This is a genomic window from Sphingomonas sp. Mn802worker (assembly GCF_000382485.1).
Taxonomy (GTDB): domain Bacteria; phylum Pseudomonadota; class Alphaproteobacteria; order Sphingomonadales; family Sphingomonadaceae; genus Sphingomonas.
Map to the genome: position 1 here is coordinate 282,621 of NZ_AORY01000012.1, position 14,085 is coordinate 296,705.

General features: G+C 66.2%; 13 protein-coding genes and 1 tRNA gene. 3 read left to right on the forward strand and 11 right to left on the reverse strand.

What is annotated here, in order from left to right:
* Positions 1 to 6 precede the first annotated feature (6 nt).
* From SMN802W_RS0111360 to modA, 3 genes are read right to left on the reverse strand one after another with little or no spacing between them, the layout of a single operon-like run.
* On the reverse strand, positions 7 to 603 hold the full coding sequence (locus SMN802W_RS0111360; RefSeq protein WP_026326038.1) for an ATP-binding cassette domain-containing protein: 597 nt from the start codon (positions 601 to 603) through the stop codon (positions 7 to 9).
* On the reverse strand, positions 593 to 1,276 hold the full coding sequence (gene modB / locus SMN802W_RS0111365; protein WP_019517033.1) for a molybdate ABC transporter permease subunit: 684 nt from the start codon (positions 1,274 to 1,276) through the stop codon (positions 593 to 595). Before modB ends, SMN802W_RS0111360 begins: the two co-directional genes overlap by 11 nt.
* Entirely contained in the window at positions 1,273 to 2,034 is a 762-nt protein-coding gene (gene modA / locus SMN802W_RS0111370; RefSeq protein WP_037523975.1) for a molybdate ABC transporter substrate-binding protein, read from the reverse strand. Before modA ends, modB begins: the two co-directional genes overlap by 4 nt.
* A gap of 149 nt (positions 2,035 to 2,183) precedes the next feature.
* On the opposite strand from modA, the gene SMN802W_RS0111375 reads away from it, so the two are divergent.
* Positions 2,184 to 2,702: a hypothetical protein gene (locus tag SMN802W_RS0111375; protein WP_019517035.1), complete on the forward strand. Its 519-nt coding sequence runs from the start codon at positions 2,184 to 2,186 to the stop codon at positions 2,700 to 2,702.
* Positions 2,703 to 2,723: 21 nt separating this feature from the next.
* Here the strand turns inward: SMN802W_RS0111375 and lepA are convergent, their stop codons facing one another.
* The 3 genes from lepA to pnuC are packed head-to-tail and all read right to left on the reverse strand — an operon-like array spanning position 2,724 to position 5,686.
* Entirely contained in the window at positions 2,724 to 4,535 is a 1,812-nt protein-coding gene (gene lepA, locus SMN802W_RS0111380; protein ID WP_019517036.1) for a translation elongation factor 4, read from the reverse strand.
* A 60-nt stretch (positions 4,536 to 4,595) separates the two neighbouring features.
* Positions 4,596 to 5,108, reverse strand: a complete 513-nt coding sequence (locus SMN802W_RS0111385; RefSeq protein WP_019517037.1) for an AAA family ATPase — start codon at positions 5,106 to 5,108, stop codon at positions 4,596 to 4,598.
* Positions 5,108 to 5,686, reverse strand: coding sequence for a nicotinamide riboside transporter PnuC (gene pnuC / locus SMN802W_RS0111390; protein ID WP_019517038.1), 579 nt, complete (start codon positions 5,684 to 5,686; stop codon positions 5,108 to 5,110). The genes SMN802W_RS0111385 and pnuC overlap by 1 nt, the downstream gene beginning before the upstream one ends.
* Positions 5,687 to 5,833: 147 nt before the next feature.
* Here pnuC and SMN802W_RS0111395 point away from each other — a divergent pair.
* A tRNA-Pro gene (locus SMN802W_RS0111395) sits at positions 5,834 to 5,910 on the forward strand.
* Between the two features lie 91 nt (positions 5,911 to 6,001).
* Here the strand turns inward: SMN802W_RS0111395 and SMN802W_RS0111400 are convergent.
* Complete coding sequence (locus SMN802W_RS0111400; RefSeq protein ID WP_019517039.1) at positions 6,002 to 6,655, reverse strand: epoxyqueuosine reductase QueH; 654 nt, start codon at positions 6,653 to 6,655, stop codon at positions 6,002 to 6,004.
* Between the two features lie 98 nt (positions 6,656 to 6,753).
* On the opposite strand from SMN802W_RS0111400, the gene dinB reads away from it, so the two are divergent.
* Complete coding sequence (gene dinB / locus SMN802W_RS0111405) at positions 6,754 to 7,839, forward strand: DNA polymerase IV (protein ID WP_019517040.1); 1,086 nt, start codon at positions 6,754 to 6,756, stop codon at positions 7,837 to 7,839.
* Between the two features lie 125 nt (positions 7,840 to 7,964).
* On the opposite strand, the gene glgX is transcribed toward dinB, so the two are convergent.
* The 4 genes from glgX to glgC are packed head-to-tail and all read right to left on the reverse strand — an operon-like array spanning position 7,965 to position 14,063.
* Positions 7,965 to 9,728, reverse strand: a complete 1,764-nt coding sequence (gene glgX / locus SMN802W_RS0111410) for a glycogen debranching protein GlgX (RefSeq protein ID WP_037523891.1) — start codon at positions 9,726 to 9,728, stop codon at positions 7,965 to 7,967.
* On the reverse strand, positions 9,715 to 11,337 hold the full coding sequence (locus SMN802W_RS0111415; RefSeq protein WP_026326041.1) for an alpha-D-glucose phosphate-specific phosphoglucomutase: 1,623 nt from the start codon (positions 11,335 to 11,337) through the stop codon (positions 9,715 to 9,717). Before SMN802W_RS0111415 ends, glgX begins: the two co-directional genes overlap by 14 nt.
* Entirely contained in the window at positions 11,334 to 12,782 is a 1,449-nt protein-coding gene (gene glgA / locus SMN802W_RS0111420; protein ID WP_019517043.1) for a glycogen synthase GlgA, read from the reverse strand. Before glgA ends, SMN802W_RS0111415 begins: the two co-directional genes overlap by 4 nt.
* Before the next feature lie 12 nt (positions 12,783 to 12,794).
* The gene (gene glgC, locus SMN802W_RS0111425; RefSeq protein WP_019517044.1) at positions 12,795 to 14,063 is read right to left on the reverse strand and encodes a glucose-1-phosphate adenylyltransferase; all 1,269 of its coding nucleotides are present in this window, start codon (positions 14,061 to 14,063) and stop codon (positions 12,795 to 12,797) included.
* Between the last annotated feature and the right edge of the window lie 22 nt (positions 14,064 to 14,085).

Consider the following 14,085-nt stretch of genomic DNA (forward strand, 5'->3'; position numbering starts at 1 on the left):
GCCGCATCAGAGATGGACGATGCGGTCGCCCAGTCGCTCGGCCTCCTCACGGTCGTGAGTCACCAGCAGCGTTGGCAGCGTGGTGGCGCGGCGTAGCGACTGTATTGCCGTCATCGCCGCGGCACGTCGACCTGCGTCAAGCGAGGCGAGCGGTTCGTCGAGCAGCAGAAAGTCGGGTTCGCTCAACAACGCGCGACCGATCGCGACCCGCTTGGCCTCCCCGCCCGACAACGTGCGCGGCCAGCGGTCGAGCAGGTCGCCGAGGTCGAGCATCGCCGCCACCTCTGACAGGCGAGCGTCGCTGCTTGCGCCGTAAAGAAGATTGGCACGTACACGCTTGTGCGGAAATAGTCGCGCGTTTTGAAAGACATAACCGACGTTCCGTCGAGCGGATGGCAGGTTCACCGCCTTTACCGCATCGAACAACGTCTTTCCGGCCACCCGCACGTGGCCGCGCTCGGGCGTGAGCAAGCCCGCGATCATGTCGAGCACACTCGTCTTGCCCGAGCCGGAGGGCCCGAACAGGATCGTGACCCCTCCCGCCACCTCGAAGCTGGCCGACACACGCCCACCCCGGCCGGTGACGTCTACATCAAAGCACATGCGTGCCTCTGCCGGCACGCCGCACCAGTGCCTCGGACACGATCAGCGCGCCCAGCGACAATGCGACCGAGATCGTCGCGAGCCGCCACACCTGCTGTTCGCCGTCGGGCTGCTGCAGCGCGGCGTAGATCGCGAGCGGCAGCGTCTGCGTCTCACCCGGCACGTTGCTGACGAAGGTGACGGTGGCGCCGAACTCGCCGATCGAACGCGCGAATCCCAGCACGGCGGCGGCGAGCACGCCCGGCAGGGCGAGCGGCAGCGTCACGGTCGTGTACGCACGCCAGCGCGACGCACCGAGCGTCAGCGCCGCCTGCTCAAGCCTCCGGTCGACCGCCTCGATCGAAAGGCGCATCGCACGCACCATCAGCGGCAACGCCATCACCGCCGCCGCGATCGTCGCCCCGGTCCAGCGGAACAGCACGCTGATGCCGAACCAGCGCTCGAGCAGGCTGCCGACCGGCCCATTGGGCGCAAAGGCGAGCAGCAACAGCCAGCCGGTCACCACCGGCGGCACGACGAGCGGCAGGTGCGTGATGCCGTCCAACACGATCTTGCCAGGGAAGTGCCACCGCGCGAGCACCCACGCGGTCACAAAGGCGATCGGCAGACAGGCGATCGTCGCCGTCCCGCCGATCAGCAGCGACAGGCGAACGATCTCACTCGTGTCGCTCACCGCGCGGAGAACCCCCTGCGTTCGAGAATGGCTCGGCCGGCGGGTGAGAGAAGGAAGCGTCGGAACGCCTCACCGTCACGGTTTCGCGAACGCGCGAGTCGCGCGACCGGGTAGACGATCGGCGCGTGACTGCGTGGCGGAAAGACGCCAACGACGCGTACGCGTGCCGAAGCGCGCGCGTCGGTCGCGTAGACGATGCCGAACGGCGCCACGCCGCGCTCGACCAGCGCAAGCGCCGCGCGGACGTTCTCCGCGCGAACGACGTGCGGCGCGATCGCATTCCACGCCCCCATCCGGCGGAGCGCCTGCTCACCATATCGACCTGCCGGCACGGCGGCGGGATCGGCCATCGCCACCGGGCCACGTGCGAGCACGCGCGCGAGCGCTGGTCCTCGCAAGCCGCCAAATAGCACCGCCCCCGCCCCCGTCGGAGCGACCACGACCAATTGCCCGCGTGCCACAACCGCACGGGTCCCCGCAGCGATCAGGCCGCGCCGTTGAAGTTCGTCCATCCACTCAACGTCGGCGGACACGAACAGGTCGGCGGGCGCGCCTGCCTCCACCTGCCGCGCGAGCGCCGACGACGCCGCGAAGGCGAGCACCGGCCGCCTATGGCCACCGCTCGCCCACGCGGTCGCCGCATCGTTCATCGCCTCCTGCATACTGGCCGCGGCGAGCACGATCGGCGCGCGCTCCTGCGCGGTCGCGGCTGGCGCCGCCAGCAAGGCGAGCAGCAACAGGATGGTACGACGGATCATGCCCGCCGCTGTATCGTGCCGAATACCGCGGCGCCACCCACCCTGCGCCGCGTCAGGTCCAAGCCAATTCGGACTGGGCCACGCAACGCCCGCGTTTGACACCCGTCCCGCGCGCATGAGCGAGCGAAACTGAACGTCGGGCGACACCCGTGCTCAGTCGCGCCGTCAAGCCGGGCAGCACCGATGCGCTGCACGGCTGGATAAAAGGGATGACGGATGTCGCAGCGGCAGCGGACGGGTTCGCGGGAGCGGTCCGTTTGAAGCAGAGCAAGGCGTTGCAACACCTGCTCATCCGCTTTGGCGCGCGCGCCTCCCTTGAGCAATTTCGCGAGAGCCAAGGCTTTGGCGCGTTGCAGAGGCGCGGCGCGGTACTGGCCAGTGGGCTCGATCAGGTCGAGGATAGTAACCGCGTCACGATCGAGCTGCCGAGCGATGCCAGCGCATCGCCGTGGAAGGGCCTCGTCGTGACCTGGCTGTCGGTGCTGCCGGTGTTGCGCCTGGTCAGCACGCCGGCGCGCGAGGTGCTGCCGTTCCTAGCGCCGCCGCTACAGGTCGTCGTTTCCTCGATCGTGCTGACGGCACTGCTGCAATGGCTGATCCTGCCGCGGGTACAACGTGCCGCTCGGGCGTGGATGCTGAAGAACGAGGCGGGAAAGCTGCGAACGTGATTGCGGCTTCCCACGCTAGGCTTAGCCCTCGTCACCCATGCGGAGCGCAGCGATGAAGGCTTCTTGCGGAATCTGCACTGAGCCATACTCACGCATCTTGAGCTTGCCCTTTTTCTGCTTGTCCAGCAGCTTGCGCTTGCGTGTTGCGTCGCCGCCGTAGCATTTCGCGGTCACGTCCTTGCGCATCGCGCTGATCGTCTCGCGCGCGACCACCTTGCCGCCGATCGCTGCCTGGATCGGGATCTTGAACAAGTGGCGTGGGATCAATTCCTTCAGCCGCTCGCACATGCCACGCCCGCGCGTCTCGGCGGTGCCCCGGTGGACGATCATGCTGAGCGCATCGACCGGCTCCTCGTTGACGAGGATACTCATCTTGACGAGATCGCCCTCGCGGTAGCCGATCTGGTGATAGTCGAAGCTGGCATAGCCCTTCGACAACGATTTCAGCCGATCGTAGAAATCGAACACCACTTCGTTCAGCGGCAGCTCGTAGGTCGCCTGCGCGCGCCCGCCGACATAGGTCAGGTTCTTCTGGATGCCGCGCCGGTCCTGACACAGCTTGAGGATGCTGCCGAGATATTCGTCGGGGACGTAGATCGTCGCCTCGATCCACGGCTCGCTGATCGTCGCGATTTTATTTGGGTCGGGCATGTCGGCGGGGTTGTGCAGCTCGACGGAACCGGCACCGTGCGTCAGCTCGATTTCGTACACCACGCTCGGCGCGGTAGTGATGAGATCCAAGTCATATTCGCGCATCAACCGTTCCTGGATGATCTCCAGGTGGAGCAGTCCCAGGAAGCCGCAGCGGAAGCCGAATCCGAGCGCCGCCGATGTCTCCATCTCAAAGCTGAACGATGCGTCGTTCAGCCGCAGCTTGCTGATTGATTCGCGCAGCTTCTCGAAGTCGTTGGCGTCGAGCGGGAACAGCCCGCAGAACACCACCGGCTGCACTTCCTTGAAACCTTCCAGCGGCTCGGCGGTCGGTTTCTTCGCGTCGGTCAGCGTGTCGCCGACGCGCGCCTGCGCCACGTCCTTGATCTGCGCGGTGATGAAGCCGATCTCGCCCGGACCCAAATCGGTCAACTGCTCGATCTTAGGCCGGAAGCAGCCGACGCGGTCGACCAGATGCTGCGTGCCCGCCTGCATGAAGGTGACCTGCTGCCCCTTCTTCAACGTGCCGTCGATCACGCGGATCAGGATCACGACGCCAAGGTACGGATCGTACCACGAATCGACCAGCATCGCCTTCAGCGGTGCGTTGGCGTCACCCTTCGGCGCCGGAATCTTGGTGACGACCGCCTCCAGGATGTCGGCGATGCCGATGCCGGACTTCGCGCTCGCCAGCACGGCTTCGGACGCGTCGAGGCCAATCACGTCCTCGATCTCGGCGCGCACCTTTTCGGGCTCGGCGGCGGGCAGGTCAATCTTGTTGATGACGGGCACGATCTCATGATTGTGCTCGATCGACTGATAGACGTTGGCGAGCGTCTGCGCCTCGACGCCCTGCGCCGCATCGACGACGAGCAGCGCGCCTTCGCATGCGGCGAGGCTGCGCGACACTTCATAGGCAAAGTCGACGTGGCCCGGCGTGTCCATCAGGTTGAGCGTGTAGGTCTCGCCGTCTTTCGCCTTGTAGGCGAGACGCACGGTCTGCGCCTTGATGGTGATGCCGCGCTCACGCTCGATATCCATGTTGTCGAGCACCTGCTCGCTCATCTCGCGGTCGGAGAGGCCGCCGGTCGCCTGGATCAGCCGGTCGGCGAGCGTGGATTTGCCGTGATCGATGTGCGCGATGATCGAAAAATTACGGATGTGCGAGAGCGGGGTAGCCATGATCCGCGCGCGTTAGCAGGCGCGGGGCAAAAGCCAAAGCGCCGTGCGCGGGCGAGAACGTCAGCCCGCCGCGCGGATCGCCGCCAGCGCCGACAGGTAGCGCGCACTCCCCTGCCCCGACACCAATGCCCAGCGCACACCCCGGCGCTCCAGCTCAAGGCGCGACAGGTCGAAGAAGCGTTGCCGCTCCGCCGCCGTGCCGAACATGCGGGTGCCGTCGGCTTCCCACGGCAAATCGATGTCGAACAGCAGATAGAGGTCCGCGGTATTGGTCCACGCGTCAAACCATGGATCACGCCGCCCGAACAGCATGTCCGCCCACACCGCTGTCATCAGCGGATCGGTGTCGAGGATCACCGGCTGATCGCCCGATGCGACCGCTGCGCGCGTTTTGGCATCGTGCCCGCGCGCGATCGCGACCAGATCCGCCATGGTCAGGTCGGTACCGTGCTGCTCGCAATAGGCGCGCCCGAACTCCGCGACGCACTGCGTGTCGAAATGCCGCGCGAGCCGCGGCGCCATCGTCGACTTGCCGGTGCTCTCGGGTCCGTGCAGGCAGATCGTGCGTAGCATCAGCCGGTGGCCCGTTGTGCTGTGGCCCGCTCGGCGCGGCGCCAGTCGATAAGTCCCCATACCGACAAGGCAAGGTAAAGCAGGTAGAGCGCGGCGAACAAATACAGGCCTTTCGCCAGATAAAGTGGCACCGAGGCGACATCGACCGCGATCCACACCCACCAATGCTCGATACGGCGGCGCGCCATCAGGATCTGGGCGGCAACGCTCGCGCCCGCGATCAGCGCGTCCCACACTGGATAGGAAGCATCGGTGAAGCGATGAACGAGTGTCGCCCAGGTGAGCGATGCGATCAGCGTTCCAGCTGTCCAGCGCAGACGCTCGGACGCCGACATATGCGTGACCGGCACGTCGCCCGCGAAGTCGGTGCTGCGCGACCAGTTCAACCAACCATAGACGTTCGCGACGACAAAGAAGGCCTGCAGCAGCGTGTCGCTGTACAGCCGCGCCTCGAACACCACGACGCCGAGCAGCGTAACCGAGGCGATGCCGCACGAGAAAGTCCACACGCTGCGCCGCGCCGCCAGTGCGACGCAGGCAAGCCCCAGCATTGTCGCAATCCATTCGGTGGCGCCCATGTCGCCTGTTAGCGCAGGTGCCCGCGCGCCGTCACGATCACACGTGATCGGCTGCCGCGCAAAATAGCATCAGCAGCCGCTTGCAGCCGTCGATTTCGCTGATATAAGCCGCCGCCTGCCCCCGACCTGGTCGGGCTGGCACATGGTCGGGGAATAGCTCAGCCTGGTAGAGCACTGCCTTCGGGAGGCAGGGGCCGGAGGTTCGAATCCTCTTTCCCCGACCAACTTTTCCGCTTTTCAATTCTAAGATTTGAAGCGCATCCGTTAGCCCGGGCGCCGCTCGACGGGCGAATGATACCTCATGATCGATCAGCCTTACGGCTCCACGCCGTAATATAGCTCGCCGATCCGAATCTCATCGCGTCCCTGACTGACTCGGTGTGCGTTGCTGTCGCGCAGCGAGTACACGCAGCCGCAATATTCCTGCTGGTAGAAGCGTTCGCGCTTGGAAATCTCGATCATCCGCGCGGCACCGCCGCCCTTGCGCCAGTTGAACGTCCAGTAATTGATACCCGGATAGTGGGACGCCGCGCGCTCACCCGAGCCGTTGATCTGGTTCATGTCCTTCCAGCGCGAGATACCGAGCGACGAGGTGATGACCGGAAAGCCGTGCTCGTGCGCGTAGAGCGCGGTGCGCTCGAACCGCATGTCGAAACACATCGTGCAGCGCGCGCCCCGCTCGGGCTCCCACTCCATCCCCTTGGCGCGCTTGAACCAGTTGACCGTGTCGTAGTCGGCATCGACGAACGGCACGCCGTGATCCTCGGCAAAGCGGATGTTCTCCTCCTTGCGGAGCAGATACTCTTCCTTCGGATGGATGTTGGGATTGTAGAAGAAGATCGTATAATCGATCCCGCTCGCGGTCATCGCCTCCATCACCTCGCCCGAACACGGCGCGCAGCATGAGTGGAGCAGCACTTTCTTCTCGCCGTTCGGCGGCACGAGGACGGGACGTTGAAGCTCGGTCATGCGAGGTGCCTTAGCGGATTGCGTCCGTGACGAAAACAGCGCCGCCGACGCGAACGAAACGGGTACACGGATGCGAACACGGACGTTATAGCGGTCATGTGACCGGCGACGTCATCCGCAAGATCATCCACGTCGACATGGACGCCTTCTATGCGTCGGTCGAGCAGCGGGACGATCCGTCCTTGCGCGGACGGCCGCTCGCAGTCGGCGGGTCGAGCCTGCGCGGCGTCGTGGCGGCGGCGAGCTATGAGGCGCGCGTGTTCGGCGTACGCTCGGCGATGCCGTCGTCAGTGGCACGGCGACGCTGCCCGGAGCTGCTGTTCGTCAAACCACGGTTCGAAGTGTACGCCGCGGTCAGCCGACAGATTCATGCGATCTTCGCCGATTACACCGCCGCGATCGAACCGCTCAGCCTCGACGAAGCCTATCTGGATGTGACGATCGATCGCCACGGACTCGGCTCGGCGAAGGCGATCGCCGAGGACATTCGCGCACGGATCAAGGCCGTGACGGGGCTCACTGCCTCGGCCGGGGTCAGCTACAACAAGTTCATCGCTAAGCTTGCCTCGGACCAGAACAAGCCCGACGGCCTGTGCGTGGTTCCCCCGAGCAAGGGCGCGGCGTTCGTCGCGAGCCTTCCCGTCAAGCGCTTCCACGGGGTCGGCCCGGTCACCGCGGCGAAGATGTCGCGACTGGGGATCGAGACCGGGGCCGACCTGCGCGACCGCCCGATCGAGTTCCTGCGTGCGCATTTCGGCAGCTACGCCGAGTACCTGCACCGTGCCGCGCGCGGCATCGACGATCGCCCGGTGCGGTCCAGCCGGGCGAGCAAATCGATCGGAGCGGAGCGGACGTTCGAGCGAAACCTGTTCACGCCCGAAGAGATCGACGCCGCGCTGGCCCATGTCGCCGCCACCGCCTGGGCGCGGGCGGAGCGCAAGCAGGCGCGCGGACGCACCGTGACGCTCAAGCTGCGCGACAGCAGCTTCCACACCATCACCCGCGCGCGCTCGCTCGCCGATCCGGTGGCGAGCGAGGCGGAGATGCTGGCGATCGGACGGCTGCTGATCGCGCCCGAGCTACCGGTCGCAGGCGGAATCAGACTGCTAGGCCTGACATTGTCGGGGATCGTGCGCGGGCATGAAGAGGTGCAGCCGGGATTGCCGCTGGTCGCGGCGGAATAGCGCGAGCTGTTCCGCCGCGACCAGCGCGGCCGGCCGCGCGCACGGGCCGACCGACGACACCGGCTTTGCCCGTGTCGCCTGCGGGCGAAGGTGATCTTACCGGCTTCAGCGCTCGATCGATCGCCTCAAGCCGGGATGATCGTGACGGAGCGAGCCTCGCGATCGATCCGCACAGTGACCTCGCCGACGATCATCTCGAATCCGGCGCAACCGTCCCAATCGGCCTGCCCCATCGCGCCGCCATATACTCGCTGCCAGCGCACGTCGTGACGGATCGCCGGATCACCCAGCACGGCCACGCAACGGCGTTGTCGCGACCGCTCGGCGACATAATCCTCCAAGTCGCGGTCACGCGCGGGCCAATCGAGCCAGGTCAGTGCGTTGTCCTGCGCGTAAGCGTTGTTGTTGCCGGCCTGCGTGCGGCCGAACTCGTCGCCTGCGGTCAGCATGATCGTGCCGCGGCTGGCGAAAAGCGTGGCGAGCAGCGCGCGCTGGTCGGCGTGGCGACGCTCGGTCACGGATGCGTCGTCGCTCTCGCCCTCAACCCCGTTACTCCACGACACATCGTGGGCGTGCCCGTCGCGATTGCCTTCGCCATTGTTCTCGTTGTGGCGTTCCGCATAGCCCACGGTGTCGGCAAGCGTGAAGCCGTCGTGCGCGGCGACGAAGTTGATGCTTCGTGTGATCTGATCGCCGAACACGTCGCTGGAACCGGAGAGCCGCATGGCCAGCGCGCCATTGCTGCCGTCGCCGCGCCAGAAACGGCGCACGTCGTCGCGGAAGCGGTCGTTCCACTCGAGCCAATGGTGCGGAAACGCGCCGAGTTGATAGCCGCCCGGTCCGATGTCCCATGGTTCCGCGATCAACACCCGGTCGGCGAGAAGCGGATCGGCCGCGATCTCGGCAAAGATCGGGGCCTCGGCATCGAAACCTGGTCCGCGCGCCATGACGGGGGCGAGATCGAAGCGGAAGCCGTCGACGCCGCAGGTCGCGACGAAGTGGCGCATCGCGGCCAGCGTCAGATCGCGGACCGATGCTCGCGCGAAATCGAGCGTGTTGCCGGTTCCGGCGTCGTTGATAATACCGCCCAGATCATCGCGTGCGTAGGCCGCATCATCGAGCCCGCGCAGCGACAGCGTCGGGCCGAGTTCGTCGCTCTCGCCACTATGGTTGAACACCAGATCAAGGATCACGCCGATCCCGTGTCGCCTTAGCGTCGCCACCGTTTCGCGCAGTTCGGCAACGCCGCCGGGCGCCACGCGCGGGTCCAACGCCATGGGCACGACTGGATTATATCCCCAGGTATTGCGCAGCCCGAGTGGCGCGAGATGACGCTCGTCGATCCAGGCGACGACCGGCATCAACTCGACGGCGTCAACACCAAGCTTCATCAGATGCGCGAGCACCGCGGGATGCGCCAACGCGGCGATCGTGCCGCGCTGTTCCTCGGGCACATCGGGGTGCCGCATCGTGAAGCTGCGCACGTTAACCTCGTAGATCAACCCGCCGTGGCGGAACACCGGCGGATCGGGCGCGGTCATGGCGTGCGACGTGACTTGGGCCTTGGGCACCAGCGCGGCGGTGTCGAAGCCGCGCTGCGCCAGTCGCGGATCGTAGCGGAAGGGACCGTCGAGCGTGGTCGCATAGGGATCGACCAACAGTTTGCTGGGGTCGTGAGGCGGCGGTCCATCGGCGCGAAAGCCGTAGCGTGCGCCCTCCCCTAGCCCCGCGACCTCGACGTGCCAGATCGCACCGGCACGCGTCATCACGACTCGACGTTCCACCTCACCGTCGAACAGGCACAGCCAGACCGTCGCCGCCGCGGGGGCGCGTACCGCGAAACTGGTTCCGCCCGGCCCGATTCGGGCGCCGAGTTCAGGTGATAACATCGGGCGCGGCTCGGCCAGTATGGCGACGAATGCCGGCGAGATCGTCCGCCGCCTGCGCGATCTCGGCCAGCATCGCGCCGGTATCCGCGTCGAGGTTGCCGGTCGCTGGCTCGTAGCGTTCCAGATAGACGCGCAGCGTCGCGCCGCTCGTCCCCGTGCCCGACAGGCGGAACACAGCGCGGCTGCCGCCCTCGAACAGGATCCGCACGCCCTGGTTGGCGCTGATCGAGCCGTCGGTCGGGTCGGTATAGGCGAAATCGTCCGCCTGCGCGATCGTCAGCGCACCGAGCGCGGTGCCCGGCAGCGACTGCAGTCGATCGCGCAGGTCGCACATCAACGCATCGGCGGCGACGCTGTCGACGCCCTCATAATCGTGGCGGGCATAATAGTTGCGCCCGAAGCGCGCCCAATGGTCGCGCGCGAGTGCGTCGACGCTCTTGCCGGTCACCGCCAGGATGTTCAGCCACAGCAGCACCGCCCACAGCCCGTCCTTTTCGCGAACATGGTTGCTGCCGGTGCCCGCACTCTCCTCGCCGCAGATCGTTGCCATGCCGGCATCGAGCAGATTGCCGAAGAACTTCCATCCGGTCGGCGTTTCGTACGCCGGAATGCCCAGCGCGGCCGCCACGCAATCGGCGGCGGCGCTGGTCGGCATCGAGCGTGCGATACCCTTCAACCCGCCCGCGTAGCCGGGTGCGAGATGCGCGTTGGCTGCGAGCATCGCGAGGCTGTCCGACGGCGTCACGAACCGCCCGCGCCCGATGATGAGGTTGCGATCGCCATCGCCGTCCGAGGCAGCGCCGAAGTCGGGCGCCTCCGGCCCCATCATCGTGTCGTAAAGCGCGCGCGCGTGGACGAGATTGGGGTCGGGATGATGACCGCCAAAATCCGGCAGCGGCGTTCCATTCCTGACCGTGCCGGGCGCGAAGCCAAGTCGGCCCTCAAGGATCTCGGTTGCGTAGGGACCGGTCACCGCGCTCATCGCGTCGAACGCCATCGTCAACTTGGCCGTTCGGATCGCGTCGAAGTCGAACAGCGTTTCCATCAGGTCGGCATAGTCGGAGACGGGGTCGACCACCTCGACAGACATGCCGCCCACCTGCACCACGCCGATCGTGTCGAGATCGATGTCGGCGGCCTCCTCCATGTACCAGGTGTCGATCGCCTTGGTGCGTGCGTAGATCGCGTCGGTGATCGCGTCGGGCGCTGGGCCTCCGTTCGCGACATTGTACTTGATACCGAAATCCTCGTCCGGCCCGCCGGGATTATGGCTCGCCGACAGGATCAGGCCGCCGAGCGCACCGCGGCGGCGGATCAGGTGCGACGCAGCCGGGGTCGAGAGGATGCCGCCCTGCCCCACCACCACGCGCGCGAAGGTCGCCGCAGCCGCCATGCGGATCGCAATCTGAATGACTTCTCGGTTGAGGAAGCGACCGTCGCCGCCGATCACCAGCGTCGCCCCGGCACGCTCGCGCTCGATCACGTCGAATATCGACTGAATAAAGTTCTCCGCGTAGTTCGGCTGCTGAAACACGCGCACCTTCTTGCGCAAGCCCGAAGTGCCAGGCCTCTGGTCGGAATACGGGATCGTCGGAACGGCACGGATCATGTGTTGAGAAGCTTCCGGTAGACTTGGGCGTAGCGTAGCCCGCTACGCTCCCATGAAAAGTCGCTGCGCATTCCGCGCTTCTGCATCGTCGTCCACGCTGCTCGATCGGCGTAGAGGCGGACGGCGCGCGCGATCGCGGCGGTAAGCGTGTCGCGTGAGACGCCCGCGAACTGGAAACCCGTCGCGACCCCGGCAGCCAGCGCGGCCTCGTTCGCGTCGATGATCGTGTCGTTCAGGCCGCCGGTGCGCGCGACGACGGGCACGCAACCGTAGGCGAGCCCGTAGAGCTGCGTCAGCCCGCACGGCTCGAACCGCGATGGGATCAGGATCGCGTCGGCTCCTCCCTGCAACAGGTGCGACACGGCTTCGTCATAGCCGATCATCACGCCGATGCGACCGGGATGGCGATCGGCGGCGAGACGGAACGCTTCCTCCAGCACGACGTCACCCGAGCCGAGCAGTGCGAGCCGCGCGCCCTTCGCGACGAGATCGTCGACGCACTCAGCAAGCACGTCCATCCCCTTCTGCCATGTCAGCCGGCTGACCACGGTAAAGATCGGACCATCGTCCGGCTCAAGCGCAAAGCGGGTTTCCACTGCGCGCTTGTTGGCCTCACGCCTGCCAAGCGTCCGCTCCGTGTATCGCGCCGACAGGGCCGCGTCGCTTGCGGGATCCCAGATGGCAGGATCGATGCCGTTGACGATGCCCGAGACACGATCCCGCCGTGCGGCGACCAGCCCTTCCAGCCCCATCCCGAACTCAGGCGTCAGTATTTCCTGCGCGTAAGACGGGCTGACCGTGGTGATCGCATCGGCGGCCTGCATCCCGCCTTTCAGATAACCGACGCCGCCGAAGAACTCGACACCGTCGAGCGTGAAGAGGTCGTCGGGCAGTCCCAGCCACGGTAGGATGCCGGGATCGAACCAGCCCGAGAACGCCATGTTGTGGATCGTGACGATCGAACGCGCTACCGTGGCGGATACCGGGGCGTGGCGCAGGTAGACGGGCGCGAGCGCAGCTTGCCAATCGTGCGCGTGGACGATGTCGAAGGTGTAGCCGGTCACGCCGCCGGAACCGAGATCGGCCGCGGCACGCGCGAGCGCGGCGAAGCGTCGCCAATTGTCGTGCCAATCCTTGCCGCCCGCATCGGTGTAGATGTTGCCGTCGCGCGCCAACAGTCCGGGTGCGTCGAGCACGAACAACGGATAGCCATCGATCTTGCCCGCGAGCAGCCGCGCTGTCGTGCCCAACAACGCCGGCCAGCGGTGAACGACACGCAGCTTACCCGCGCTCGCCAGTACCTGAGGATAGCCCGGGATCAGCGTGGTCAGCTCGACCCCGTGCCCGGCGAGCGCGCCCGGCAGTGCACCGACCACATCGGCCAGCCCACCGGTCTTGACCAGCGGATAGACCTCGGATGCGACGGAGAGGACGCGGATCGTCACGGCTTGATCACCTCACCCGAGCCGATCGATCATCGGCTGAGTAATCAGGCAGATGCCCTTGTCGGTGCGGCGAAAGCGGTGCGCATCGGCGACCGGGTCCTCGCCCACCACCAGCCCGTCAGGGATGTGGACGCCGCGATCGATCACCACGCGGCTCAGTCGCGCACCGCGTCCGATATGCGTGTAGGGCAGCACGACCGCTTCATCGAGGCAAGAATAGCTGTGCGCGCGCACGCCGGTCGAGAGCAGCGAGCGCTGGATCGTCGAGCCCGACACGATGCAATCGCCCGCGATCAGGCTCGACACCGCCGAGCCGCGCCGCCCGTCGTGATCGTGAACGAACTTCGCGGGAGGCGTGATCTCCGAATAGGTCCACAGCGGCCAGCTGCGATCGTAGAGGTCGAGCTGCGGCACGACATCGGTCAGGTCGATGTTCGCTTCCCAATAGGCGTCGACGGTGCCGACATCGCGCCAGTAGGCGGCGGGTTCCTCGGCGGTGCGGACGCAGCTGTCGCCGAAACGGTGCGCCTGCGCGCTGCCGTGCTTGACCAGATAGGGGATCAAATCCTTTCCGAAATCACGACTTGAGCCCGGTGTGTCGGCATCACGGCGCAACTCGTCGATCAGCAACCGCGTCGAAAAGACGTAGATACCCAGGCTGGCGAGCGCGACATCGGGCTGGCCGGGGATCGACGGCGGATCGGCCGGCTTCTCGACGAAATCGACGATCCGGTCCTGCGCATCGACATGCATCACGCCGAAACCGACTGCCTCCATCCGCGGCACCTCCATGCACGCGACGGTCACGTCGGCGCCGCTGCTGTGATGCTGCTGGAGCATCACCTCGTAATCCATCTTGTAGATGTGGTCGCCCGCCAGGATGACCATGAACTCCGGCGCGTAGCTCTCGATGATGTCGATGTTCTGGTACACCGCATCGGCGGTCCCCTCGTACCACTGAAACTCGCTGATGCGCTGCGATGCAGGCAGGATGTCGAAGCTTTCATTGCGTTCGGGTCGCAGGAAGTTCCAGCCGCGTTGCAGGTGCCGGATCAGGCTGTGCGCCTTGTACTGCGTCGCAACGCCGATGCGGCGTATCCCTGAGTTGATCGCGTTGGACAGCGCGAAGTCGATGATCCGGCTCTTGCCGCCGAAATAGACCGCGGGCTTGGCGCGCGTGTCGGTCAGCTCGGCCAGGCGGCTGCCGCGCCCGCCCGCCAGCACATAGGCCATCGCGTCGCGTGCCAGCGGGTGGCTGCGTCGGTGATCGTGCTGCATCATCCCGTCTCTCCCGTTTCCGTGG

Coding starts and splice junctions, on each gene's coding strand:
- SMN802W_RS0111415 (WP_026326041.1), bottom strand. CDS start 11,337: ATGATCCGTGCCGTTCCGACGATCCCGTATTCCGACCAGAGGCCTGGC.
- glgX (WP_037523891.1), bottom strand. CDS start 9,728: ATGTTATCACCTGAACTCGGCGCCCGAATCGGGCCGGGCGGAACCAGT.
- glgC (WP_019517044.1), bottom strand. CDS start 14,063: ATGATGCAGCACGATCACCGACGCAGCCACCCGCTGGCACGCGACGCG.
- modA (WP_037523975.1), bottom strand. CDS start 2,034: ATGATCCGTCGTACCATCCTGTTGCTGCTCGCCTTGCTGGCGGCGCCA.
- SMN802W_RS0111360 (WP_026326038.1), bottom strand. CDS start 603: ATGTGCTTTGATGTAGACGTCACCGGCCGGGGTGGGCGTGTGTCGGCC.
- lepA (WP_019517036.1), bottom strand. CDS start 4,535: ATGGCTACCCCGCTCTCGCACATCCGTAATTTTTCGATCATCGCGCAC.
- SMN802W_RS0111385 (WP_019517037.1), bottom strand. CDS start 5,108: ATGCTACGCACGATCTGCCTGCACGGACCCGAGAGCACCGGCAAGTCG.
- pnuC (WP_019517038.1), bottom strand. CDS start 5,686: ATGGGCGCCACCGAATGGATTGCGACAATGCTGGGGCTTGCCTGCGTC.
- SMN802W_RS0111400 (WP_019517039.1), bottom strand. CDS start 6,655: ATGACCGAGCTTCAACGTCCCGTCCTCGTGCCGCCGAACGGCGAGAAG.